This window comes from Micromonospora sp. NBC_00389, from assembly GCF_036059255.1.
In the GTDB taxonomy this organism is placed as follows: domain Bacteria; phylum Actinomycetota; class Actinomycetes; order Mycobacteriales; family Micromonosporaceae; genus Micromonospora.
In genome coordinates this window covers 6,407,743-6,431,274 of sequence record NZ_CP107947.1, presented here as the reverse complement: position 1 = coordinate 6,431,274, position 23,532 = coordinate 6,407,743, and the positions used below count along the sequence as shown (strand labels likewise).

General features: G+C 70.0%; 23 protein-coding genes. 10 read left to right on the top strand and 13 right to left on the bottom strand.

What is annotated here, in order from left to right; genetic code table 11:
* Window positions 1-45 precede the first annotated feature (45 nt).
* Window positions 46-471, top strand: coding sequence for a hypothetical protein (locus OG470_RS30420; protein ID WP_328417825.1), 426 nt, complete (start codon window positions 46-48; stop codon window positions 469-471).
* A gap of 141 nt (window positions 472-612) precedes the next feature.
* On the opposite strand, the gene OG470_RS30415 is transcribed toward OG470_RS30420, so the two are convergent.
* Entirely contained in the window at window positions 613-789 is a 177-nt protein-coding gene (locus OG470_RS30415; protein WP_328417823.1) for a hypothetical protein, read from the bottom strand.
* A 64-nt stretch (window positions 790-853) separates the two neighbouring features.
* Here OG470_RS30415 and OG470_RS30410 point away from each other — a divergent pair, with 64 nt between their 5' ends.
* Together OG470_RS30410 and OG470_RS30405 are read left to right on the top strand one after the other, a co-directional pair.
* Window positions 854-1,288, top strand: coding sequence for a glutaredoxin domain-containing protein (locus tag OG470_RS30410; RefSeq protein ID WP_328417822.1), 435 nt, complete (start codon window positions 854-856; stop codon window positions 1,286-1,288).
* Window positions 1,289-1,750: 462 nt separating this feature from the next.
* Window positions 1,751-2,950, top strand: a complete 1,200-nt coding sequence (locus OG470_RS30405; protein WP_328417821.1) for a low temperature requirement protein A — start codon at window positions 1,751-1,753, stop codon at window positions 2,948-2,950.
* 51 nt (window positions 2,951-3,001) lie between these two features.
* On the opposite strand, the gene OG470_RS30400 is transcribed toward OG470_RS30405, so the two are convergent.
* The 4 genes from OG470_RS30400 to rox all read right to left on the bottom strand — a co-directional run bounded on the left by OG470_RS30400 (window position 3,002) and on the right by rox (window position 7,459).
* A complete protein-coding gene (locus tag OG470_RS30400; RefSeq protein WP_328417820.1) occupies window positions 3,002-3,661 on the bottom strand; it encodes a DUF2306 domain-containing protein in 660 nt (219 codons plus the stop codon).
* Between the two features lie 190 nt (window positions 3,662-3,851).
* Complete coding sequence (locus tag OG470_RS30395) at window positions 3,852-4,514, bottom strand: response regulator transcription factor (RefSeq protein ID WP_328417819.1); 663 nt, start codon at window positions 4,512-4,514, stop codon at window positions 3,852-3,854.
* A complete protein-coding gene (locus tag OG470_RS30390) occupies window positions 4,511-5,650 on the bottom strand; it encodes a sensor histidine kinase (RefSeq protein WP_328417818.1) in 1,140 nt (379 codons plus the stop codon). Before OG470_RS30390 ends, OG470_RS30395 begins: the two co-directional genes overlap by 4 nt.
* A 387-nt stretch (window positions 5,651-6,037) precedes the next feature.
* The gene (rox, locus tag OG470_RS30385) at window positions 6,038-7,459 is read right to left on the bottom strand and encodes a rifampin monooxygenase (RefSeq protein ID WP_328426694.1); all 1,422 of its coding nucleotides are present in this window, start codon (window positions 7,457-7,459) and stop codon (window positions 6,038-6,040) included.
* 348 nt (window positions 7,460-7,807) lie between these two features.
* On the opposite strand from rox, the gene OG470_RS30380 reads away from it, so the two are divergent.
* Together OG470_RS30380 and OG470_RS30375 are read left to right on the top strand one after the other, a co-directional pair.
* A complete protein-coding gene (locus tag OG470_RS30380) occupies window positions 7,808-7,969 on the top strand; it encodes a hypothetical protein (protein ID WP_328417816.1) in 162 nt (53 codons plus the stop codon).
* Between the two features lie 338 nt (window positions 7,970-8,307).
* Complete coding sequence (locus OG470_RS30375) at window positions 8,308-8,787, top strand: Rieske (2Fe-2S) protein (protein WP_328426692.1); 480 nt, start codon at window positions 8,308-8,310, stop codon at window positions 8,785-8,787.
* Window positions 8,788-9,382: 595 nt separating this feature from the next.
* Here the strand turns inward: OG470_RS30375 and OG470_RS30370 are convergent.
* The gene (locus tag OG470_RS30370) at window positions 9,383-10,996 is read right to left on the bottom strand and encodes a hypothetical protein (protein ID WP_328417814.1); all 1,614 of its coding nucleotides are present in this window, start codon (window positions 10,994-10,996) and stop codon (window positions 9,383-9,385) included.
* Window positions 10,997-11,471: 475 nt separating this feature from the next.
* Between OG470_RS30370 and OG470_RS30365 the strand changes: the two genes are divergently transcribed.
* From OG470_RS30365 to OG470_RS30345, 5 genes are all read left to right on the top strand, one after another.
* On the top strand, window positions 11,472-11,939 hold the full coding sequence (locus OG470_RS30365) for an FAD-binding protein (protein ID WP_328417812.1): 468 nt from the start codon (window positions 11,472-11,474) through the stop codon (window positions 11,937-11,939).
* Window positions 11,940-12,100: 161 nt separating this feature from the next.
* A complete protein-coding gene (locus OG470_RS30360) occupies window positions 12,101-12,922 on the top strand; it encodes an IclR family transcriptional regulator (RefSeq protein WP_328417810.1) in 822 nt (273 codons plus the stop codon).
* Window positions 12,923-13,043: 121 nt separating this feature from the next.
* Window positions 13,044-13,901, top strand: coding sequence for a thiolase C-terminal domain-containing protein (locus tag OG470_RS30355; protein ID WP_328417808.1), 858 nt, complete (start codon window positions 13,044-13,046; stop codon window positions 13,899-13,901).
* On the top strand, window positions 13,898-14,275 hold the full coding sequence (locus OG470_RS30350) for a Zn-ribbon domain-containing OB-fold protein (RefSeq protein WP_328417806.1): 378 nt from the start codon (window positions 13,898-13,900) through the stop codon (window positions 14,273-14,275). The genes OG470_RS30355 and OG470_RS30350 overlap by 4 nt, the downstream gene beginning before the upstream one ends.
* Window positions 14,276-14,288: 13 nt before the next feature.
* Complete coding sequence (locus OG470_RS30345) at window positions 14,289-15,446, top strand: acyl-CoA dehydrogenase family protein (protein ID WP_328417804.1); 1,158 nt, start codon at window positions 14,289-14,291, stop codon at window positions 15,444-15,446.
* Between the two features lie 128 nt (window positions 15,447-15,574).
* Here OG470_RS30345 and OG470_RS30340 read toward each other — a convergent pair whose 3' ends face one another.
* From OG470_RS30340 to OG470_RS30310, 7 genes are read right to left on the bottom strand one after another with little or no spacing between them, the layout of a single operon-like run.
* Window positions 15,575-17,215: a DUF4127 family protein gene (locus tag OG470_RS30340; RefSeq protein ID WP_328417802.1), complete on the bottom strand. Its 1,641-nt coding sequence runs from the start codon at window positions 17,213-17,215 to the stop codon at window positions 15,575-15,577.
* A 2-nt stretch (window positions 17,216-17,217) separates the two neighbouring features.
* Window positions 17,218-17,925, bottom strand: coding sequence for an N-acetylmannosamine-6-phosphate 2-epimerase (locus tag OG470_RS30335; protein ID WP_328417800.1), 708 nt, complete (start codon window positions 17,923-17,925; stop codon window positions 17,218-17,220).
* The gene (locus tag OG470_RS30330; RefSeq protein ID WP_328417798.1) at window positions 17,922-18,836 is read right to left on the bottom strand and encodes an ROK family protein; all 915 of its coding nucleotides are present in this window, start codon (window positions 18,834-18,836) and stop codon (window positions 17,922-17,924) included. Before OG470_RS30330 ends, OG470_RS30335 begins: the two co-directional genes overlap by 4 nt.
* A complete protein-coding gene (locus OG470_RS30325) occupies window positions 18,833-19,675 on the bottom strand; it encodes a carbohydrate ABC transporter permease (protein ID WP_328417796.1) in 843 nt (280 codons plus the stop codon). The genes OG470_RS30330 and OG470_RS30325 overlap by 4 nt, the downstream gene beginning before the upstream one ends.
* Complete coding sequence (locus OG470_RS30320; protein ID WP_328417794.1) at window positions 19,665-20,612, bottom strand: carbohydrate ABC transporter permease; 948 nt, start codon at window positions 20,610-20,612, stop codon at window positions 19,665-19,667. Before OG470_RS30320 ends, OG470_RS30325 begins: the two co-directional genes overlap by 11 nt.
* 11 nt (window positions 20,613-20,623) lie before the next feature.
* The gene (locus OG470_RS30315) at window positions 20,624-21,907 is read right to left on the bottom strand and encodes an ABC transporter substrate-binding protein (RefSeq protein WP_328417792.1); all 1,284 of its coding nucleotides are present in this window, start codon (window positions 21,905-21,907) and stop codon (window positions 20,624-20,626) included.
* Window positions 21,908-21,936: 29 nt separating this feature from the next.
* On the bottom strand, window positions 21,937-23,532 hold the full coding sequence (locus OG470_RS30310) for an FAD-dependent oxidoreductase (RefSeq protein WP_328417790.1): 1,596 nt from the start codon (window positions 23,530-23,532) through the stop codon (window positions 21,937-21,939).

Sequence of the window (23,532 nt, the reverse complement as noted above, 5' to 3'; positions counted from 1 at the left end):
GCGTCGCCTCCGAGGTACCGGCAACGACCCACCGAGGAGGACACGATGTCTGAGAACACCCAGCCGAGCGCCGAACTGACCGCCCTGGACCGTCTGGTCGGCACCTGGTCGGTGACCGGCGGCGCAGAGGGAAGCGTGCAGTACGAGTGGATGGCCGGCCGGTTCTTCCTGCTTCAGCACGTCGAACTGAGCCAGTTCGGCCAACCCGTAACCGGTCTGGAAGTCATCGGCAACCTGCACCCGTTCGGTGAGCCGGTCGGCACGGACGTGGTGTCGCGGTTCTACGACGCGGCCGGCAACACCTTCGACTACGTCTACGAAATCGTCGGCGACAAGTTGACCATCTGGGCCGGCGCGAAAGGCAGTCCGGCCTACTACGAGGGCACGTTCAGCGCCGACGACACCACGGTCACCGGCGAATGGACCTACCCCGGCGGAGGCGGCTACGCCTCCACCATGACCCGGATCTGAGATCGGAAAGCCGCACCGACCGGCCGTCTCGTTCTACTTGGGAGCAGATTGGGAGCAGGGTGTTCAGCTCTGTGCCCGACCTCCGTGAGCCGTCCGGTGATGGCTCACGGGCGCGACTGATGGCTGTCGGTCTGGTGGGATTCACCGTTGTCCACATGCCGCACCTGCACCGATCTGCCCGCCCCGGCGCAGCCGGCAGCGATGCCGTTCCACCAGCGTCCCGGCCACGTCCTCCACCAGCGCATCGTACAAGTGTTCGATCACTCGATCGGGGCTGACCGCGCTACCGCCCAGGCTCTGATCGATGGTGAGGGACACGTGGTGGGTCGTGGGTGGCGAGCGAGAACGGCGCATCCGCGTATCTGGCGGTAGGGTCCCCGGCGTGCTGCGGCGGTGGACTCTGACGATCCTGATGGCGGCGTGCGGTGTGCTGGTGGCGGTGGCGCAACTGGCCGCCGGTTTGCCCGCCGTCGGCGGCGCCGAGTTGCTGGTCTTCTTGGCGCTGGCACTGCTGCTGTCGCCGTGGGCCTTCCCCCGGTCGGTGGACGCCGCCGAGGCGCAGCGGGCCAGCGCGGCGGATGGCCGGCCGATCGTGTACTGGCGACCTGGCTGTCGCTACTGCCTCCAGCTCCGGTTCTCCCTTGGCCGGCTCGCCCGGCGGGCGCACTGGGTGGACATCTGGCGCGATCCGGCGGGTGCTGCCGCTGTCCGGGCGGTGGCCGGCGGCAACGAGACCGTGCCCACCGTCGTGCTCGGCGGTCAGGCTGTGGTGAACCCCGACCGGGCCTGGCTCCGCGAGCAGTTCCGCTCGTCCTGAGCACGCCCGTCACCCGGCAAGTGGCGACGGATGGCGCCGCCGTACCCGGAGCCTGACCACGACGGATGTCTCGGGGCCCGGGTGGCGCCTCAGGCCGGGCGACTCGCGGTGGTCGATTGGTCCGGCGTCGTGCGTGGCGGTTGCTGGGGGAGTTGACAGGTGGGCGGCGAAGGCGGCAGGTGCGGTGACCAGGCGCTGGGCGGGCAGGCCGGCCCGTGCTGTCACGTCCTGTAGTCGTTGCCCGCGGTGGGGGCAGCCCTGCGCGGAACGCGCATAGCACGTCGGTCAGCTGGCCGTTGCCTGAACGGGAGAGCACGACGCTGGGCGCGGCGGCAGCCGTCGTCGGCCGTCAGGCCCTTCAGTCATCGGGACGGGCGTCTTATCCGTGGGCGGCGCGGCGCCGTGGTACGACTGCTTCAGCGACAAGCCGACGAAGCGGGCGGGCTGGTGACGACGAACAGGGTGGCCAATCTGCTGCGCAAGCGTGAGAGTCCGCAGCGGCCGACCTTCCTGGAACTGTTCTTCGATCTGGTGTACGTCTTCGCGCTCACCCGGATCGTGCACGAGTTGGTGCTGGACTACACCAGGGGTCACGTCGCCGACACGTTGACCACTTCCCTTTCGGAAAACGGCGAGACTCTGCTGCTGCTCCTGGCCCTCTGGTGGATCTGGGCCCAGACGGCCTGGACGACCAGCAGATTCGACCCGTACCAGCCGGCGATCCAGTTCGTCGTCCTCGCGACGATGCTCGGGAGCCTGTTCCTTGCGGTCGCGATATCCGGGGCTCTCGCCGAGACCGGCCTGCTCTTCGCGAGCACGTACGTCGTGATCCAGGTGGGCCGCACCCTCTTCTTCGTACTCACCGTGCGGGGTCACGATCTGCGCCGCGTCAACATGCTGGCGCTCGTCTGGTTCGGCGCGTCGGCCGTGCCGTGGATCACCGGAGCTTTCGCACCAGAGTTGACGCGCAATTCGCTGTGGACGCTGGCCCTGGCGATCGACTACGTGGCGGGCAGGCTCGGCTGGCCGGTTCCGTGGCTGGGTCGCTCGAAGGTGTCCCCGTGGGCCGTCGCGGGCGAGCACCTAGCCGAACGCTACTGGCAGCTCGTCATCGTCGCGCTTGGTGAGACGATCCTGACCTCCGGATCGAGTCTTCTACGCGGTCCGATCGTGGCTGAACGAACATCGGCCCTTGCATTGTCGTTCCTCACCACGGTGTTGCTGTGGCGGATCTACTTCTACCGAGCCGGCCAGATCTTGGGCGAGGCCATCGCGGCATCCGCCGATCCCGGCCGGCTCGGTCGGTTGGCCGAGTTCTCCCACCTGCTCATGGTGTCCGGCATCCTCGTCACCTCAGCCGGTTCCGAACTCGTCCTCATAGATCCAACCGGACACGCCAAACCCGCCTGGGTCGGCGCCATCCTCGGCGGGCCCGCGCTCTACCTCGCCGGGCGCTCCGTATTCGAGCACGTGGCCTTCGCCCGCGTGTCCCGCCCACGGCCGATCGGGATCCTCGTCCTCGCGGCCTTAGCGCCGGTGATGGTCGGCCTGCCGCCACTCGGGGTCGCTGCAGCAGCTGCCGCCGTCCTGCTCGGCGTCGCCGTCTCGGACGCGATCCGCGCCCATGGACGCCCACTAGAGCAAGCCTCGCCATCACGCTGACGCGTGCCCGTTACCCCGCCAATCAGAGTCGATCTAGGGGTAACAGCGCGGTCAGCGGGCAGCGGCACGCGGCTGACGAGCCGGTCGAGACTGCGTTGTGCGGGCCGGACGCCGCAGGTACCACTCGGCCACGGCAAGGTTGATCAACCAACCGGCGAGCACCAGCCCGGCCCGAACGTTCCCGTCGGGCTGTTCGCCGGTCGCGACGAGGTACGGCGCGTGCGTGAACGCCTGGGTGCCGGCGCCGAGGCCGATCGCGTAGCCGCGCACCATCCACCTGCGGTGCCGGGCGAAGTCCCGGCGTAGCGCGCTGGCGAGGCCGAGCAGGATCGCTCCGGCCATGGCCGAGCCGAAGACGAGCCGCATGCCGGCGAGCACGTCGTTGTCATGGGCCGGCAGGTCGTACGCGAAGGTCATCCACAGGCCGGAGAGCGCGACCGTCAGTCCGCAGGGAACAAGCACCCGGCCGGCGAGGCGGTGCCAGCGGCGGCGGCGCAGGCTGGGAACGAACTGGAAGGCGCCGAGAATCGTGTAGACCACCGCGCCGACGATGTGCAGCACCACCGGCAGCGGCTCGGCGACGAAGCGAGCGTTCGCTGGGGTGACCTCCGGTCCGGTGCCCAGCTCGGTAAGCCGTCCCGCACCAGCGACCATCGGTATCAGGCCCAGCAGGATCAACGCGGCCGGTAGCCGCCACTCGCGCATTGTCATGCCATCGATGGTGGACGCCGCACCCGCCCCTGCTCATCGGCACATGGGCCGCAATCGGACCGGCCCATGGTCGTACGCCGTCGTCGTACTTCCGCCGGTCACTCGTCGCCAACCCCGGCGACGGGCGGTAACGCCGGCGGGACGGGTGCTGGAGGAATGGCGGTGGCCATCTCCTACCCGATCGGCTCCGTCACCAGCGCGCCCGTCTGCGGTTGTTCTCGTACGCCCACATCGCCACCTCGACCCGGTTACGCACACCGAGCTTGGTCATCAGGCTGGTGATGAGCGACTTGACCGTGCTCAACGTGATGTAGAGCTCGTCGGCGATCTCCTTGTTGGTGCGTCCCCGCGCGACGGCGACCAGCACCTGCTCCTCCCGGTCGGTAAGCGCCTCGATTGGCTGCTTCCGCGGCGCGGCTGGACCCGCGTCGGCGAACGCCTTCAGCAGCCGCGTGGTGACGCTCGGCGCGATCAGCGCGTCCCCGTTGGCGGCCGCGTGCACGGCCTGGCTGAGCAGGTCGGGACCAGCCTCCTTGAGCAGGAAGCCGCGGGCGCCGGCACGCAGTGCCGCGTACACGTACTCGTCGAGGTCGAAGGTCGTGATGACGACCACCGCGAGCGGATCCGGGACCGATGGCCCGGCGAGCGCCCGGGTGGCCTCGATGCCGTCCATGCCTGGCATGCGAATGTCGAAGAGACACACGTCGGGGCGGAGCCGCTGGGCGAGCTCGACCGCCTGACGGCCGTCGCCAGCCCCACCGACGACCTCGATGCCGGGCTGAGTGTTCAAGATGATGGTGAGGCCGGTACGGACGATCTCCTGGTCGTCCGCCACGAGCACGCGCACCGTCACGCGCCGACCCCCTCGCGCGGGAGCACGGCCGTGACGGTCCACCCACGGTCGGGATTGGGGCCGGCCTCGCAGGTGCCGCCGAGCAAGTCCGCGCGCTCCATCATGCCCACCAGGCCGAAACCGGGCGAGCCGGTCGGGCGGGCGGCGCCGGCCTCGCCATCGTCGCTGACCCGCAGGCGCACGGAGGTGTCGTCGGCCGCGACGCTGACCTCAATGCGGGTGGCATGGCGGGCGTGGCGACGGGCATTGGTGACCGACTCCTGAGCCAGGCGGTAGAGCGCGGAGCCGACCGTGGGCGGAAGGTCGCCGAGGTCGCCGCGGAGATCCACGTCGACGGCCGGCCCGGTGCGGAAGCGGCCGGCGAGCCGCTCGATGTCGGCGACCCGCGGGCTGGGCCACAGGTCGGCGGGCTGGTTGCGGCGCAGGACGCGGACCATCGCGCGCATCTCGGCAAGCGCACGGGACGCCTCGGCCTCGATTGTGCGGAGCGCCTCGACGGCGGCGCCCGGCTGGCTCGCCGAGGCGGCGATGCCGGCCTGGGCGCGGATCGCCATCGCCGACACGTGGTGGGCCACCGTGTCGTGCAGGTCACGGGCGAGCCGCTCGCGCTCCAACAACTTCACCTGATCGAGCTCGCGCAGCCGGGCGGCGGCGCGGAAGCGGATCGCGGTACCCAGCGTGGCGGCGGCGAACATCACCGCGAAGCCGGCGACCAATTCGCCGCCGTTGATCGAGCCGGACAGGCCGGCGGCGGCCACCTTGGCCACCACGAAGAACGAACCGATTACGGCATCCCGGCCGGAACCCCAGCGGAACAGCGCGCAAACCAGTAGGACCAAGAAGCTCGCCGTGAACATCTGGCAGGCATCGCCGGGCAGCACGAATGGGCCGACCGTCGTGGAGCCGAACGCGATCGCCACCATCGCGAGCGGCTCCGTACGCCGCCACAGGAGCGTGGGCAGCAGCGCGAGCGCGACGACGACGCAGCCCACCCGCCACGGCAGATCGGGCCTGAAGATCCCTTCCAACACGATCGCCGGCGCGAAGACCGCGATCAACGCCCAGTCGCGCCACACACGGGGCGGGGCATGTGAGACACGCGGCTCGGCCAACACAGCGTGCAGGCGAGGGTGCATAGGCCCATCGTACGAACGGTGGTGCGACTCCAGATCGTCCCAAAGTACGACCGATGGCTACCCCGCTCGGGCGGCCTGGTTGCTGTTCGAGGTAGCCGACGGCGCTCTCATCGAGGATCGTGGGCGCCCAGCGCTCGCCGGAACCCTCGTCGAAACCTGGACAGCACGACCGGCTACCGCCCGCTGGCATGGCCACTTTCTGCCAAGCCAGCGGGCGGTGGATGTCCGACGAGAACGCCGACCACTCCCAGCTCCTGGACGACAGCGCCGCAGATTCGATCGCTATCTCGCCGCGTATATGCGGGATGACCACGCGAACCAGTCCCTGTCATGGTCTCGACCCGAGACAGGGGTGTTCGCATTCATTTTCGGTTTGCTCAGGCGAAATTAGTTCGCGGGCTTGCCGAACCAGCGGGAGAGGTGGTCGTCCAGGTCCTGCTGATCGTCGCCGATCCAGGCGACGTGGCCGTCGGGGCGTAGCAGGACGCACGGAACATCCAGTACCGCAGTGGGATCCCCGAGGTAATCGACCCGGTCCGACCGGCCGCCGACGGTCAGGCGTTCGGTGCGGTCCAGCAGCAGGCCGCGGCCGCGATGCAGCAGGCCGTAGAGGTGGCCCTGTTTCACGTCGATGTCGCGCAGGCGGCGGCCGAGCAGGTCGGGGCCTTCGCCGAAGTCGTAGCGAATGCTGATCGCGGTGATCTTCTCGATCAAATAGCGGTTCACCTCGTCGAAGTCCATCAGTTCGGTGAGCAGCCTGCGCACAGCCTGCGGGCCCGATTCGGTGGACGACAGTTCCATCTGGGCGCGGGTGTTGTCCAGCACGTCCTCGGCGACCGGATGACGTTCGGCCTGGTAGGTGTCCAGCAGTGTTTCCGGCGCCCAGCCGCGGATCTGTGCGGCCAGTTTCCAGCCGAGGTTGAATGCGTCCTGAACGCCCAGGTTGAGGCCCTGTCCGCCGGCGGGTGGATGGATGTGTGCCGCATCGCCGGCCAGCAGCACCCGCCCGACCCGATAACGCTCGGCTAGCCGTGTGGCATCCCCGAAGCGGGACAACCAGCGCGGTGAGTGCACGCCGAAATCGGTTCCGGCGATGGTGCGCAACTGTTGTCTGAAATCCTCGAGGGTGGGCGGTTCCGCGCGATCGCTGACTCCCGCGGCGGGGACTACGACGCGATAGACCCCTCCGCCGAAGGACCCGAGGCTGAATACCTTATTAGTCTCGCGGATTTCGGTCACCTTGGCGGCGATCTCCTCCTGCGGCACACCCACTTCCATCTCGCCCATCAGCGTCTCGGTCCGCGAGGGCTCGCCGGGGAAGTCGACGCCGAGCAGTTTGCGCACCGTACTGCGCCCGCCGTCACAGCCGACGAGATAGCGCGAACGCAGCTGTTCCCCGTCGGCCAGCTCGACGGTCACACCGTCGTCGTCCTGCTCGAAACCAGCCACCGCACAACCGCGCCGGACCTGCGCACCCAGTTCGATCGCATGTTCTTCGAGCAGGTGAACGATGACCGGCTGCGGGATGCCCAGCAGATAGGCGTGCGCGGAATCCAGGTCGGGCGCGGGTTTGTTGATGGCGGCGAAGAAGCCGCCGGCCGGACGCTGTCTCCCGTGTTCGAGAATACGATCCAGCAGTCCGCGCATTGCCATCAGCTCGATACTGCGAATATGCATACCGACTATGCGGACGAACGACACGGGCTCGGTTTCCTTCTCCAGGACGAGAACCCGTACATCGTGCAGCCGCAGTTCGGCGGCCAGCATCGCACCGGCCGGCCCGCACCCGGCAATGATCACGTCGAAGATGAGGGGCGCACGATCGGTGTCGGAGGCCGGCGATGGGAGTCCGGGGACGTCGCCCACAGTGGAGTCGCGCTCGACCACATCGTTCGACGACGGCTCGGCGGTGAACTGCAGAGAGTGCATACGTGTTGCCTTTCGGGAGTGCCTTGTTGGCGAGGCGCTCCCGGCGACACCTACGTCAATCGCCCGGCCGTGACGGGAAGGGGGAGCACCCACATCGATACAGCGTTCATGGGTCTCACCTCCTCGGGCGGTGTCACGGTCAGTTGCAAGCTACAAGCCCGAGCATAATCCCGTCCACTCCTTTCCCAGCCGCATGATCACGACTCCAAACAGGCCCGTGCGGCGGCGATGCTGCTGGTCAGGGTGACGCCCAACGAGGTGTTCACGGATGCCGCACCGGTCTACCCCGGCGTGCTGGATGAGCTGATCCCGCAGGCGTGGCACCACGTCGAGCAACCGGATCCAACTCCCTCGACGGAACTCGCCATCTACGCCGACGCCGTCCGCTGACCGCCAAACAACCCCACGCAACGGCAAGGATCAGCGGCGCCGACCCGCTGCCGGCAACGTACTCAATTCGGCCAGGTGGTGACGGCGGCTCGGGTGGGCGTCCTCGGGCACGGGCTGCGCCGGAGATGGCGATTCCGGCCAGGACGAGGGCAGGTGCCATGGCGACCAGCACGACAAGGGGAACTGGCTGAACGGCGTTGGGGCTAGTCCTGGGCTAGCCGGCCCACCGGACCGGCCAAAATCCCCGCAAACCGGGTGAACCGTCTGACAGAGTGGTCTCTGTGCGCAGGAACATGACCGCGAATCATGACGGGCGCGGCGGCAGAGTGGGGCGAGGTATGAGCGATGATCAGGTGCTCACCGGGCCGGGTACGCAGAGCCGTCGGGCGCTGCTCACCGGTGTGGGCGCGGTCGGCGCGGCAGCGGTTCTGGCCGCCTGCGGCGGCGACGACCCCGGCGACGGGGCCGGAGCCCCCACCACCGCCGTTAGCCCCACCGCCACGAGCACCGGCGGCGGCGGTCCGGCTGCCGGCCAGCCTTTGGCCAAGACCACCGACATCCCGGTCGGTGGCGGCAAGATCTTCGCCAAGGAAGGCGTCGTGGTCACGCAGCCGAAGCCGGGCGAATTCAAGGGCTTCAGTTCGATCTGCACCCACCAGAACTGCACGGTTTCGCGCGTCGAGGGCGGCACGATCGACTGCCTCTGCCACGGGAGCAGGTTCTCCATCGTCGACGGCTCGGTCAAGGCGCCCCCGGCCACGCGGCCGCTCCCGCCCAGGACGATCAAGCTCACCGGCGACCAGATTTCCCTGGCCTGACCCGCGCTGCACATCTCGGCCCTGGACTTCCCGGCACTGTAGTGGCCCGCCGTGACGGGTGTGCGCGCGATACCCCGAGACGGGGCGCCCGTTGCACCCTTTCGTGGCGGTGTCCACCTTGGCCCGGAAGTTGCTGACTGCCGACCGCAATGACATTCGGCCGCGCCGCTCGGTCACCCACAGCCGGGTGCCTGCCAGGGGGAGAACAGGGGACGGACCTCATCGGCGTACGCGTCGATGACCTCGACCACCCAGTCCATCTCCGGCACCGTCAGCACGGTGCGGCGCTTGGGCGGGCCGCCCCGCGATGCCTTGCCGTAACGCCGCCGGAGTACGCGCGTTCCTGCGGGCGTACGGCTCCGCAGGCTGAGTTGGAGCCGTCCTCAAACCCGAACCCGGCAATCGGTCGAGGCTCGGCCCCCGGCCCGCGGTCCTCCTCAGCGTCGGCGGGGCGCGCGGACTGCACCTGCGCGACGAGCCGGCGGCCGCGCGGTCGGGCACGGCTGCCTGGCTCTCCACGAAACAGTCCGCGGCGACGGTGACCGCCCGGTACGTGACCAGGACGGGCACCGTCGCCGCTACTGCGGTGGGTCGCTCAGGTGCTCGCGCCCCGAACCGTGACAACCTGACTGGTGTAGGCGTATGCGTAGGTGGCATCGCCGTCGAAGCGGATGTGGTACGTGTACTGGCCGGCCACCGGGGGCGTGTCGGTGATGGTGAACGAGCCGTCAGCGACGAGCGGCACCACCGGCAGGTCGGCCCCGACGGAACCATGCTTGTTGGTGTAGACCCGGTACACCACGATCGACCCGGAGGCCGGCGTGGGCACGTTGCCGGCGGTACTCATCTGACCCGTGAGCGTGAGCGGCTTCGTGGCGTTCCCGGTCGTCGGGCCGGTCACGAGCAGCGAGGTGGGGTGCTGGGCCACGTCGACCTTGGTCGTGGTCTTTGACCAGCGGAAGGCGGGGCTGCCATCCCAGATGGCGGTGTAGTTGACGCTGCCGCCGACCGGCGAGGTGTCGGTGACGGTGAAGGTGCCGTCCTCGGCAGTGGTCACGCCGGGCAGGGTGGCGGTGGTGCCGTTGGGCAGCGTGCGGGTGATCTCGATCGGCTGTGCGCCCGGCGCGGAGTCGTTGGGGAAGGCGAGTCGGCCGGTCATGGTGAATGGGTCCAGCGCGGTCGCTGCGGTGGTGGCCGACAGGCTTAGCGTGGACGTCGGCAGGACGGCGCCCTCTACGCGCCACAGGTAGTACCGGTTGTACGGCCAGTCGTTGAGCAGGGCGTAGAGGTCATCGCCGAGCACGGAGAGGCTGCCGGTGACCAGGTCGCCCTTGTAGGTCATCTGGGCCTGCAAGGTCTTCGCCCCCGTGGCGGCGTTGTACACCTCGGCGTAGGGGCCGTAGCTCGAGCCGTAGAAGGCGGTGGCGACGTGTGCGCCGTTCGGGCTGAGCGCGATCGCGCCCGGTGAGCCCGGGTAGTCGGCCCTCGATCCGTAGCTGCGGACCTTGGTCAGGGTCGTGGTATCCCAGACATCGAAGCCGGAGGTGGCGAAGACCGAGATGGCCTGGGCGCCGTCGGGCGTGATGGTGAGGTCGGTCAGGTTCGACAGGTCGTTGTCGGCGCCGTCGATGACGCCCCGCAGCGTCGCCGGGATCGTGCTGACGTCGTACACCCGGGGGCTGGCGGGGTTGATCCCCGCCTCGGCGGTGAAGACCGTGTTGCCGGCGCCGGCGACCAGGGGCGCGCCATACATCCGGGTGGCGACCTGGACGGGCGTGGGCGCCGCCAGGGACAGATCGAGGCCGAGGACGCCGCCGACAAAGTCGTTCTTGATGCCGTAGCCCACCCAGAGCTGGTCGCCGTCGAGAGACAGGTTTGCCGGGGACGGGTACGCGGCCAGGTTGATCCGTCGGACGACGGTGAGGGTGGCCGCGTCGATCTCGGCGATCTCGTTCGAGCCGGACAGCGCGGCGTAGACCCGGTTGCCGTCGGGCGTGACGGCCAGGCCGGTCGGGCCGGCCAGGCCGGTGATGCTACCGGTGAGCGTGCCGTGGGCGTCGGCGACCACGATGCGGTCGTTCGCGGAGACGAAGACCCGGCTGCCGGCCGCGGCCGTGTCGACGACGCCGGTAACGCCCTGGATCAGGGTGGCGGTGTCCCTGGCGGCGGCGGGTGCGGTGGTGGCGACGAGGCCTACTGCTGCGGCCATCGTCGATGCCAGGACTGAGCCGATCACTGTGCGGAATCGCACCTGCGGTCCCCTTTCGGTGGTAACCCCGTGATGCCGCGGCGGCCGGCGGAGCCGGTGCCGGGCCTGCGACAAGATCGTCGCGTCATGGGATTAGGCGGCCCTCCGGCCAGCAGCGTTACACAGTGGATCAAAGCTCCGCTAAGAGCCAAGGCAGTCCACGTTTGCTGCGGGGGAGGCGTCCCGCCACTGCGTCGGACGCGTTCAGTTTGTCGATTGGTGATCGGCGCCGCCGGTGCTCGCGAGACGCAGGCGCCAGGCTGGAGTGCCTCTGCGACTGTCCGACGAGGACATTCGCCGAAAGTCGCAATTGTGCAGAGTTTTCGGCGGGCGGTGATCGTTGCCGAACGGTTCGCCCAGGGCGGTTGACGGCCCACGGATCTAATGGAAACACTGTTGCTTCCATGGAAACGCGACTGGAGTGCCGGAGGTGGGCGTGCCGACCACGATCGTTGTGGGCGCCGGGCCGGGTGGCCTGGCCTGTGCCATCGCCGCCGCCGACGCGGGCGGCACCGTGCTGCTGCTGGAGAAGGCGTCGGACGTCGGGGGCGCCCTGCCGTACTCGGGCGGGCACCTGTCCGCCGGCGGCTTCTCGCTGCAGCATGCGCGGGGCATCAGCGATGACCCCGAGCGGCACTTCGACGACGTCTGGCGGATCAGCCGGGGCGCCGCGCGGGCCGACCTGACCCGGCTGACGCTGCGCGAACAGCCGGCGGTGCTGGAGTGGCTGCTCGCCGCCGGGCTCACCGTCGATCCGGGTACCCCCCGCATCGTGTACGGGCACGAGCCGTACCGCACGCCGCGGACCGTCCACGCCACCACCGTCCCCGGAGGTCCGGCGATCCTGGCCGCGCTGCGCCCGATGTTGTCAACCGACACTGGCAAGTTCTCCGTTTCGCATTAGGAAACGGCGGTACCACAAACGTAACGAGGGGTATTGTCCCGTCTCAACCGTCGCTCGGTGGCGGTCAGGACACGCTGTTTCGCTAGGTGGAATCGAGCGAATCGAGCGACCTACACTGCTCTGGAGACCGGACGAACGAACAATGCTGTGGAGGCCCAACCATGACCAGTCGGACATTCGCGGCGACGGCATCGGCCGTGGCGGAAGACGGCGACGGCCAGTCCCGCTCGATCGCGGCGGTCGAGCGGGCGATGGACGTGCTGCTCTACTTCGGGCGCAGCGGGCGCCCGGACCTGGGCGTCACCGAGATCGCGACCGCGCTGGGCCTGACCAAGGCCGCCGTGCACCGCATCCTCACGGCGCTGCGCAGCCGGGAGCTGATCATTGTCGACCCGAGCACCCGTCGCTACGCACTGGGCCATGCGACCGTCACGCTCGGCCGGGCCTACCTGGCCCGCACCGACCTGCGCGCGATGGCCGGCCCGGAGCTGCGCGCGCTGGCGGCCGAGACGGGCGAGACCGCCACGCTGTCGCTGCGCCGGGGCGACACCCGGCTGTACGTCGACCAGGTGGTGCCCGAGCACGAGCTGCGGCTGGACGTCAACATCGGCATCCCGTACCCGCTGCATGCCGGCAGCTCGTCCAAGGCGTTCCTGGCCTTCGTCACCGAGGACGAGCTCGACGCCTACCTGGAGCGGCACCGGCTCGACGAGCTCACCGACCGCACCATCACCGACCCGGCAAAGCTCCGCAAGGAGCTGGCCGCCATCCGTAAGCGCGGCTATGCCACCTCGCGCGGTGAACGCCAGCCCGGCGCGACGTCGATCGCGGCGCCGGTCTACGACCACGACGGGCACGTGGTGGCGGTCGTCAGCGTGGCCGGGCCGGTGGGACGGTTCAAGCCGGACTCGCCCGACCTGGCGAAGTCGCTGCTGAAGGCGACCAGCCGGATCTCCGCTCAGCTCGGCTACAGCGGCGCCTGACCGACCTGCCCGGGTCACAGCGCCGCGAGCGGCTTTCAGCACGCCGAGCGCCGCGGCCGCCAGCACGCTGCCCCAGATGCCCCACACGTAGGGTAGGCAGCCGTCGATCGCCCGCCGCATCGTGCGCTCCACCTCCGGTGTGGAGCCGGTCGTCATCAGCGTCCGCTCGCGCAGCCTCGGCGGGGTCGTCGAGGAGCACACCCCGAAGGCCCAGTTCGAGACGCCGTACGGCCCGCTGTACCCGCTGTCGTACTACGCGATGGCGGCCCAGCAGTACTTCCACCGGTACGGCGGGACGCGGGAGAAGCTGGCCGAGATCGCGGTCGCCGCCAGGGAGTGGGCGCTGCTCAACCCGGCCGCGTTCCGCTACGGCGCCGGGCCGCTGACCGTCGACGACGTGCTCGCCGCGCCGATGGTCTCCAGCCCGTTGACCGTCGCTGACTGCTGCCTGGTGACCGACGGTGGCGGGGCCGTCGTGCTCACCGCGCTGGACCGGGCCCGCGACCTGCGGCACCCGCCGGTACGGGTCCTCGGCTACGGCGAGCGGTCGACGAACACGTCGATGACCGCCGTCGAGGACCTGACGGTCACCGGTGCGCGCGAGTCCGGCCGGGAGGCGTTCGCCCGGGCCGGCATCACACCGTCCGAGGTGGACGTCCTGGAGGTGTACGACTCGTTCACCATCACCGCCGCGCTCAGCATCGAAGCGCTGGGCTTCTGCGGACCGGGCGAGGTGCTCGACTTCATCCAGGACGGCCGGATCCGTCCCGGCGGTGAGCTGGCGCTGGACACCTCCGGCGGTGGCCTGTCGTACTGCCATCCCGGTCAGTACGGGGTGCTGCTGCTGGTGGAGTCGGTCCGCCAGCTGCGCGGCGAGGCGGGTGTCCGACAGGTGCCCGACGCCCGGGTGGCCGTGGCGCACGGCACCGGCGGGATCCTGTCCACGCACGCCACGGTCGTGCTGGGAGTGCAGCGATGAACGTACCGCCGCCCGACGACGTGACGGCCGGCTGGTGGGACGCCACCCGGGAGCACCGCTACACGCTGCAGACCTGCGGGTCCTGCGGGCACGTCCAGCACCCGCCGCGAGCGCTGTGTACCACCTGTTCGTCCATGGTCGACCTGGGGTTCGTCGAGGCGTCCGGCGACGGCGTCGTGGACACGTTCACCGTGGTGCACCGGGCACCCGTACCGGGGGTTGCCGTGCCCTTCACGATCGCCCGGATCCGACTCGCCGAGGGGCCGATCGTGCTGTCCACCCTGGATGGTCATGGCTGGCGGATCGGGGACCCGGTCCGCGTCGGCTGGCACGATCTCGACGACGGCCGGGCACTGCCGGTCTTCCACCGCTGACGGAGGCTCACCCATGGACTTCACGCTCACCGAGGAGCAGCAGGACTTCCGCGCCCTGCTCCGCACGTTCGTCGACCGCGAGATCATCCCGGTCGCCCGGGAGTGGGAGCATGCCGGGCGGTACCCGACGGAGATCGTGCGGGGGATGGCCGAGATGGGGCTGTTCGGCGTCACCGTGCCGGAGGAATACGGCGGCCTCGACCTCGACCCGGTCTCGTTCGCGCTGGTGTTCGAGGAGCTCTCCCGCGGCTGGATGGGCATCGCCGGCATCCTCGGCAGCCACTCCCTGGCCTGCCGGATGATCGCCGTGCACGGTACCGAGGAGCAGAAGCGGGCCTACCTGCCCGACCTTGCCACCGGCGCCCGGCGGACCGGCATCGGCCTCACCGAGCCGGACGCCGGCACCGACCTGCAGGGCATCCGCACCACCGCCCGCCTCGACGGCGACCACTACGTCGTCAACGGCACCAAGATGTGGATCACCAACGCGCGGTACGCCGACCCGCTGCCGGTGCTGGTCAAGACCGACCCGCACGCCACGCCCGCGCACACCGGCATGAGCGTGCTGCTCGTCGACGCGACGCTGGAGGGTTTCCAGGTCCTGCGGGACATCCCGAAGCTCGGCTACAAGGGCACCGAGTCCTGCGAGATCCTCCTCGACAACGTGCGGGTACCAAAAGACCGGTTGCTCGGCGGCGTCGAGGGCGTCGGCCTCAAGCAGGCGTTGTCCGCCCTGGAGTGGGGCCGGGTCAACATCGCCGCGCGGTCGGTCGGCATCGCGCAGCGCGCCCACGACGAGGCGCTGGCCTACGCCCAGCAGCGCAAGGCGTTCGGCAAACACATCGCCGAGTTCCAGGCGATCCAGCTCAAGCTCGCCACCATCGCGATCCAGTTGCAGGCCGCCCGCCTGATGGCGTACTGGGCGGCCGACGCGGTCCGACGCGGTCGCGCCGACGCGCAGACCGGGATGGCCAAGGTGTTCTGCTCGGAGGTCGCCCTCGAGGCCGCGATCGACGCGATGAAGGTGCACGGCGGCTACGGCTACTCCACCGAGTTCGAGGTCGAGCGCCTCTACCGGGACTCGATCCTGATGAGCATCGGCGAGGGCACGAACGACATCCTGCGGACCGTTGTCGCGAAGGCACTCGTACGCGGCGAGGTGACCATCTGATGCTCCCGGGCTCATCGCCGACCTCGAGGGCGCGGTTCTGCCAGCGGAGAAGGATCCCGCCCGCGCGGCAGTTGACCGCGCTCCTCGAAGCCGTCGTCGATGTGCAGCGCCCGGTGCTCGGGCGCCTGTCAGGACAGTTTCAGCCGAGGCTCGAGGATCACCTCGAAGAGCCGGTCCCACGGCAGCTCGACACGCGCCGACTCGAAGCGAGCCAGCGTCGCCGTGAACGTCTTCGCGCCTCGATGGCCCAGCACGATGTGGTGCCCGGCGAAGTGGTCGGCGAAGTACCGCTCGGTCAGCGGCACCAGCCGCTCACTCACCCAGCCGTCGAAGTAGCTCTTCTGCTCGGGGGTGAGCGCGAGCGGGTCCCAGCCCTGCGCCCGTGCGTGCGCGTACGCCTCGACCTGCACGATGTTCTTCCACGGGTCGTCCTTGACGAACCGGTAGAGCAGGTACTCGGCGTGCGCCTGGCCGGGCCCGCGCAGGGCGGGCACGCCGAACCCACTGCCGGAGGAGCGGAGGTACGCCCACCGGGCGGTGCCGTGGCCGAGCGCCAGGCCGAGTGCGTTGCCGCCGGTGTTCCACCCCGAGTACGACAGCAGCGCCGCGAGGTCCAGGCCGCTCTCCATCCGCGCGACCAGTTCGTGGTCCGCCTTGTTCACGATGAGCGGGTCCACCACGATGACCGGGGTGCCGGCGGCCAGCAGCTTGCCGATCCGCCCGACGAAGGCGTCCAGGTCAGCGGCCCGCTGCCCGGGTGCCGTTGAGGGGGTGTTCACGGCGAGCACGATGTCCGCGTCGCCGCTGACGACCCGTCCCCCCACGGTGGCCACGTGCCGGCGGATGTTCTCCGCGAACGGGATGCCCTCCAGTTGAGCGGTCCAGTCCTCGCCGGAGACGCCGGCGTACTCCACCCGGTAGGTGGGCGCCGTGCCGGCCGCGATCGCCCGCGCGACCAGCAACGCGTCGACCTCGTCGGCGCCGGGGAAGATTTCCACCCGGCTGCTGACGCCGAGTTGAGCGACAAGCGCCTCCAGTTCCACCCGCTCGGCTCGGGCCAGGCCGACCGGCGCGGTGTCGTCCTCGGAGAGCACGAGGTGGCTGATGGTGCCGTCGGCGACCCACTCGACCATCAGCCGGTTGACCTGGTGGTTGCGGGCCCGCGCGGCGAGATAGTCCTCAACGACCTGGTCGGGGATCCGCGCCCGGACGGAGTCGAGTTGGGCCCGCAGCTCCTCCTGCCCGAGGTTCATCACCTGGTCGTAGAGCTTCGCCCAGGTGACCAGCAGGTCGCGGTACTTGTCCAGCTCGGTGCCCGTGCTGGTGATGGCGAGGCGTTGGATGGTGTCGTGCACCTCGATCACCGCCCCCGGCTGGGTCGAGCGCAGGGCTCGGATCGCGGCCAGGTTCTCCAGGGCGGCCGCCAGGGTCGGGGCGGCGGTGCGTGAGGCGATCAGGCCGCCGTAGGCGAGCATGCTGACCGAGATCACGTACCCGTCGACGCCGTCGGTGGTGCCGAGCCAGCGGGCGATGGCGGCCCCGTCGCCCGGGGTGAAGAAGCGGCCCAGCAGTTCCCGCGGCGGCAACTGCACCTCGGCGCCGGCGCTCGCCGCGGTCATCTGCGGGGCGTAGGTGTTGACCGGCCGGTCGTCCAACGGGACCAGTGCCACGGTCAACTGCCGTTTGGCAGGTCCCGCGAAGGCGGGCCGGCCGACGGCCACGGTGGCCAGCCCGGCCACGCCGGTGGCCAGGAGGGTACGTCTTCTCATGCTCACTCCCTCTTTCTTGGGGCGCTCGCCGCGCGGGGGGTGGCCGGCACGAGCCTCCGGGTGATCCACAGCGGTGAGGTGACGGCGTTGCCCATCACCACCGCGTGCGCACCCGCCTCGAAGGCTCGGCCGATCTGTTCCGTGCTGCGGTACCGCCCTTCGGCGATCACCGGCACGGGTAGCAGTGCGACGAGTCGCTCCACGAGCCCGAGGTCGGGCCCGTCAGTTGGTGGGCTGGCCGGGGTGTAACCGGACAGTGTGGTGGCGACGGCGTCCGCGCCGGCCTCGACGGCGGCGACGCCCTCGGTTGTGGTGGAGACGTCGGCCAGGACCAGTGCGTCGGTCCGTTCGCGGATCACGCGGACCGTGTCGGCGAAGGGGCGTCCGTCCGGTCGGGGGCGGTCGGTGGCGTCGATCGCGACGATGTCCGCCCCGGCCAGCGCCACCTCGAGCGCGTGGGCCGCGGTCGGGGTGATGAAGACGTCCTCGGTGCCGTGCTTGTACAGCCCGATCACCGGAACGTCGACGGCGGCGCGTACCGCTCTGACGTCGTCCGGTCCGTTGACCCGGACCGCCACCGCGCCGCCGCGTACCACCGCGGCCGCCACCCGGGCCTGGACGTACGGGTCCCGCATCGGGTCGTCAGGCTCGTCGGGCAGCGGTTGGCAGGACACCACCAGCCCGCCGGCCAACTCGTCGAGCACGTTCACCCGTTGGTCCTTTCGAAATCGGGTCTGTCGATGGCCAGTCGGGCGGCGCCGACCACGACGGCGTCAGCGCCCAGCGTGGCGGGCAGCAGCGGAACGTCGGCCCAGCCCGCGGGCAACTCGGCCGAGTAGGCGGCCGACGCGGCGGGCAGCAGGGCGCCGGCCGCCCCGCCGGCCACCAGGACAGCTTCCGGATCGAGCAGGGCCACCAAACCCGCCAGGGCCGCGCCGAGGACACCTCCGGCCCGCTCCACAACCCCCTGGGCGACCCCGTCCCCGGCCGCGGCGCGGTCCGCCACGGTCCGCCCGGTGACGCGGGTGCCGGTCTCGATGGAGTACGCGGCGGCCAGCCCGCTGCCGGAGGCGATCGCCTCCAGATGCCCGTACCGGCCGCACCCGCAGCGCAGCCGTTCGGCGCCCGGGGCCGGCAGATGCCCGACCTCGCCGGCGGCGCCGCGGGCACCGGCCTCGACGCGGCCGTTCCGGACGACCGCCCCGCCCAGCCCGGTGCCGACGGCCACCAGCAGCACCTGAGCGCGGTCCCGTCCGGCGCCGGCCCAGCATTCGCCCAGCGCGGCGGCGTTCACGTCGTTGGTGACCCGCACGGGTCGACCCAGCCGGGCGGCCAGCGCGTCGGCGACCGGGGTGCCGGTCCAGCCGGGCAGGCTGTCGGTGGCGTACCGGATGCCGCCGGTTGCGGGGTCGACCGTGCCGGCGGTGCCCACCCCCACCGGCCCGTCGGCCGCGCCGAGCAGGTCGGTGGCCAGCCGGGCGGCGGCGTCCAGCACGGCCCCGGGCCCGGACCGGGCAGGCGTGGGCACCTCGCGGCGCTCCAGCACCTGCCCGTCCCGGTCGACCAGCGCGGCCGCCGTCTTGGTGCCGCCGATGTCGATGCCGACCACCGGTGTCGTCACCCCTTGAGGCCGGTGTGCGCGAGGCCCTCGACGAACTGCTTCTGCGCGATGACGAAGACCACCAGGACGGGCAGCGCGGTCATTGACGCCGCGGCCATCTGGACGTCCCACATGGGACCGCCGTAGGCGTCGACGAACTGGGTGAGCGCCTGGGGGAGGGTGAACTTCTCCGGAGAGGAGAGGAACACGATCGGTTCCAGGTAGAGGTTCCAGCTGTGCAGGAAGGTGAAGATGGCCACCGCGCCCAGTGCCGGCCGCGACAGCGGCAGGGCGATCCGCCAGAAGGTGGCGAAGCGGCCCAGCCCGTCGACCCGGGCCGCCTCCTCCAGCTCACCGGGGAGGCTGATGAAGAACTGCCGCATGATGAACGTCGCCAGGACGCTGGGCGCGCCGAAGATCGGCACCAGGATCAGCGGCCAGTGGGTGTCGACCAGGCCGAGTTTGAAGAACATCTGGAACAGCGGCACGATCGTCACCTCGCTCGGAATGAGCAGGCCCGCGAGGACGACCAGGAACAACACGTTCTGGCCGCGGAACCGGATGCGCGCGAAGGCGTACCCGGCCAGCGCCGCCACGGCCATGGTGCCGACCGTGACGACCAGCGCGATGTAGAGGCTGTTCAGGTACTGCTGCCCGAACGGCTGCAACTCGAACACCCGTTGGTAGGCGTCGAACCGCGGGTTGGTCGGCAGGAGCTGCGGCGGGAAGGCGAAGATGTCCGCCACCGGCTTCAGCGACGAGGTGACCATCCACCAGGTCGGGAAGACGAACGGGATCGCCAGGACCAGTAGCACACCGTAGAGCACCAGCTTGGTTCGCCGGGACAGGTCACGATTCATGGAAGACCCACCTCTTGCGCATCTGCCACTGCAGCACAGTGAGGGCGAGCACGATGGCGAACAGCACGATCGACAGCGTGGCGCCGTAGCCGAAGTGATGGAACTGGAAGGCCTGCTGGTACAGGTAGTAGACGAGCACCGTCGTCGATGTGCCGGGTCCGCCCTGGGTGAGCACCGCGATCTGCGCGAAGACCTGCAGCGACCCGACCACGGTGATGATCGAGGTCAGCAGGATCGTCGGGCTGATCAGCGGTACGGTGATCCGCCAGAACTGGCGCATCCGGCTCGCGCCGTCCACCTCCGCGGCCTCGTACAGCTCGGCCGGCACGCCCTGCAGGGCGGCCAGGAACAGCACCATGTTCAGGCCGACGTTCTTGAACACCTGCACGACGATCACGGACACCATCGCGGTGCCCTCGCCGCGCAGCCAGTTCGGCCCGTCCACGCCGACGGTGTCGAGCAGCCCGTTGACCCCGCCGTTGTCCTGAAGCAGGAAGCCCCAGACGATGGTCCAGGCCACCAGCGAGACCACCACGGGGGAGAAGAACAGCGTGCGGAACACGATCGTGCCCCGCAGCCTCTGGTTGAGCAGGACGGCCAGCAGCAAGGCCAGGCCGAGGTTGAACACCACCAGGCCGACCGAGAACAGCCCGGTGGCGCGCAGCACCGCGCCGAGGTTGGGATCATCGGCGAGAGCCTTGTAGTTGTCGGTCCCGACGAAGTCGAAGGTCCCGGCGAGCACGTTCCACTCGTGCAGGCTGTACCAGAGCACGAGGATCAGCGGCAGGATCACGAAGACGATGCTGCCGAGCAGTTGCGGGGCGATGAACAGGTAACCGGCGAGCTGGTCCCGGCGGCGGCTGGTCCAGAACGGCCGGGCCGGGCCCGGGGCGGGCCCGGCAGCAGCCGGGCCCACCCTGGTGTCCGTCTGGGTCATGGTCGTTGGCCTTACTTCGCCAGCAGCGGCTGGATCTTGGTGCAGACGCCGTCGAGTACGGCCTTGACGTCCGCGTTCGGCTGCCACAGCGGGTCGAGGCCGGCGCGGACCTGCTGGCTCAACTCGGCCTGTCCGGAGTGGCTGGGCTTGACCACGCCGTTGGTGATGCCGTCGATGACGACCTTCTGCAGCTGCTCCGGCTTGAGCTTCGGGTTCGTCTTGGCGAGGGTCTCGGCGGTCAGCTGCGACTGGCGGGGCGCCGGGAAGAACTGGGCGAGCTTCGCCGAGTTCGTGGGGTTGGTGAAGAAGGCCACGAAGTCGGCCGCCTGCTTGGCGTGCGGGCTCTTCTTCATCACCCCGAGGCCGGCCTGGCCGACCACCGCGTAGTTCCCCTTCGGCCCGGTCGGCAGCGGCACCAGGTCCCACCCGAAGCCGCCGTCCTTCAGCAGCGAGGCGCGGGAGATCTGGGTGACCGTCATGGCCGAGTCACCGGCGAAGAAGTCGGCAGTCGTGCCCGGGCCGGGCAGCGCCTTCTGGGTGAAGGTGGCCTTGTGCAGGGTGGTCATCGCGTCGACCATCTCGGGGCTGTTGAAGCCGCAGGTCTTGCCGTCCTCGCTCCAAGCCTGGGCTCCCCACCCGGTCCAGAAGGTGGACAGGTTGTCCCAGCCCTTGTAGTCGAAGTCCCGAATGACCATGCCGGCCTTGCCGGAGTTCGCCGCCGTCGCCGCGGCGGTGGCCAGGGCGTTGTCCCAGGTCCACTGACCGGCCGCGATCAGCTCGGCCGGGGTCTTCTGCCCGGCCTTCTTGAGCATGTCGGTGTTGACGAAGACCCCGAACGGCGAGGTGGAGAAGGGGTACGCGTACAGCTTCCCGTCGTTCTGCCAGAGCTTGAGGGTGGCGGGGGAGATGTCCTCGTACTGGTAACCCTCGGCCTTCTTGAGCGTGTCGTCGAGGGGCAGCAGCGCGCCCGAGGCGACGAAGTCGGGGGCGGAGTTCTCGAACACCCACGCGAGGTCGGGCGCGTTCCCTCCCGCGATCTGGGTGGTCAGGGTCGTGGTGTAGGTGTCGAACGGCAGCGGGTCGAACTTGATCTCGGCCACGTCCGGGTGGCTCTTGCGGTACTCGTCGGCGATCTCGTTGAACAGCTTGAGGTGCGCCTCGTTGGCCGACCAGACGGTCATCCGCAGCTTCGCCGGGCCGCTGTCGCCGGCATCGTCGCCGCCGCCGCAAGCGGTCAGAGCGAGCGCGCCGGCCAGTGCCACGGCGACGCCGCGCATTGCCTTTCCTGCTCTCACAATCTTCTCCTCACCGGGGGTGTGTGTGTTCAGTAGCCCGCGATCCGCGGCCAGCGCTGTTCCACGCCGGCCGCGGTAAGGCGGTCCTGGAAATCGGCCAGCAGACGGGGGGTGTTGCGGACCGCACGCGGGGACTCGCCCCGCGCCAGACAGAAGTCGGCGAGCAGGCCGGCGACCTCGCCGACGTTCCACTCGACCGGGTGCAGCCGGTAGCTGCCGTTGGTGACGTGGGTGGTGCCGATGTTCTTGCCAGCCGGCAGCAGGTTCTCCATCCGCCGCGGAATCAGCGCGCCGAGCGGGATCTCGAACGGGCACGAACCGACGTCGATGTAGTTGTCGCCGCCGGTCGACGGGTGCAGATCGATCCGGTACATGCCCACGCCCACCGCGTCCGGGTAGCTGACCGCGCCGTGGTCGCCCCGGACCGCCAGGGACAGGTCCTGCTCGGCCACGGTGTACTCGGCCTGAATCCGGCGGGACTCGCGGATGTACGGGGCCTGGGCCAGGCCGTCCGAGCTGCCGGTCACGTCGCCGCGCAGCCGCAGTCCCGGGAAGCCGGTGCCGCCGTCCGGCCGGGGCGCCTCCGTCTGCAGCCAGTACAGCACCGAGTACGACAGCTCGCGGGCCTTGGACAGGTGCCACGACGCGTTCGGCACGTCGATGACCGGACCCTCGAAGTAGTCGATCATCGGCCAGTTGACCAGCGTGATGTCGCTGCCGTACGCGCCTTCGGTGAAGTTGCGCCGCGCAGCGATCCGCCGGAACGTCCACAGGTTGCCGTCACCGGGGTTGACGCGTTGATCGGCGTTGACGCTCAGCGGGTCGTCGTCCGGGTTGGGGGTGAAGCTGCGCTCGACGATCTCCAGCGTGCGGGGGTGTGGCGACTTCCAGGACAGCAGCCGGTCACCCCAGAAGTCGGGCTTGTAGTCGCGCCAGAAGTCGTACCCCGCGGGGCGGTCGATGGTGTGGTCGCCGTCGACGTGGTCGAGGGCGAAGCAGACGGACACCGCCTGCATGTTCATCGGCTGGGCCTCGGCCGGGGCGCTCGGCTCACCGGTCATCGCCTGCGACTCGAACCCGGTGACGTACTCGGTGCCCGTCAGCGGCAGCAACTCGCCGGTCTCGGTGGCGTCCAGGACGTACGGCGCGACCACGTCGATCCGCTCGTCCCGGTCGCGGTGCGCCAGCGTCACGCCGGTCACCCGGTCCCCGTCGGTCTCCGCGGCGACCGGCCGGTAAGGCTGCAGCACCCGCAGCCGGCCCGAACCGAGGTACGGGGCGAGCATCTGTTCGAGGACGGCGACGGCCACCCGCGGCTCGTGGCAGAGCCGGCTCACCCAACCCGCACCGGGGTTGAGGTCGGTCCAGGCCCGGGACCGTTCGGTCAACGGGTAGTGGCGACGGTAGTAGTCGCGGATGCCGTTGCGCAGCGCCCGGTAGCTGGCGGTGGCGCCGAACTGCTCGATCCAGGAGTGTTCGTCCGGCGGGACGGCCTGGCTGGTGAGTTGCCCGCCGAGCCAGTCGAACTCCTCGGTCAGGATGACGGATCGGCCGGACCGGGCCGCGGCGAGCGCCGCGGCGACGCCGCCCAGTCCGCCCCCGACGACGAGGACGTCCGTACGCAT

Coding starts and splice junctions, on each gene's coding strand:
- OG470_RS30320 (WP_328417794.1), bottom strand. CDS start 20,612: ATGACCCAGACGGACACCAGGGTGGGCCCGGCTGCTGCCGGGCCCGCC.
- OG470_RS30310 (WP_328417790.1), bottom strand. CDS start 23,532: ATGCGTACGGACGTCCTCGTCGTCGGGGGCGGACTGGGCGGCGTCGCC.
- OG470_RS30325 (WP_328417796.1), bottom strand. CDS start 19,675: ATGAATCGTGACCTGTCCCGGCGAACCAAGCTGGTGCTCTACGGTGTG.
- OG470_RS30375 (WP_328426692.1), top strand. CDS start 8,308: ATGAGCGATGATCAGGTGCTCACCGGGCCGGGTACGCAGAGCCGTCGG.
- OG470_RS30400 (WP_328417820.1), bottom strand. CDS start 3,661: ATGACAATGCGCGAGTGGCGGCTACCGGCCGCGTTGATCCTGCTGGGC.
- OG470_RS30370 (WP_328417814.1), bottom strand. CDS start 10,996: ATGGCCGCAGCAGTAGGCCTCGTCGCCACCACCGCACCCGCCGCCGCC.
- OG470_RS30350 (WP_328417806.1), top strand. CDS start 13,898: ATGAACGTACCGCCGCCCGACGACGTGACGGCCGGCTGGTGGGACGCC.
- OG470_RS30360 (WP_328417810.1), top strand. CDS start 12,101: ATGACCAGTCGGACATTCGCGGCGACGGCATCGGCCGTGGCGGAAGAC.
- OG470_RS30345 (WP_328417804.1), top strand. CDS start 14,289: ATGGACTTCACGCTCACCGAGGAGCAGCAGGACTTCCGCGCCCTGCTC.
- OG470_RS30340 (WP_328417802.1), bottom strand. CDS start 17,215: ATGAGAAGACGTACCCTCCTGGCCACCGGCGTGGCCGGGCTGGCCACC.
- OG470_RS30420 (WP_328417825.1), top strand. CDS start 46: ATGTCTGAGAACACCCAGCCGAGCGCCGAACTGACCGCCCTGGACCGT.
- OG470_RS30380 (WP_328417816.1), top strand. CDS start 7,808: ATGCTGCTGGTCAGGGTGACGCCCAACGAGGTGTTCACGGATGCCGCA.
- OG470_RS30390 (WP_328417818.1), bottom strand. CDS start 5,650: ATGCACCCTCGCCTGCACGCTGTGTTGGCCGAGCCGCGTGTCTCACAT.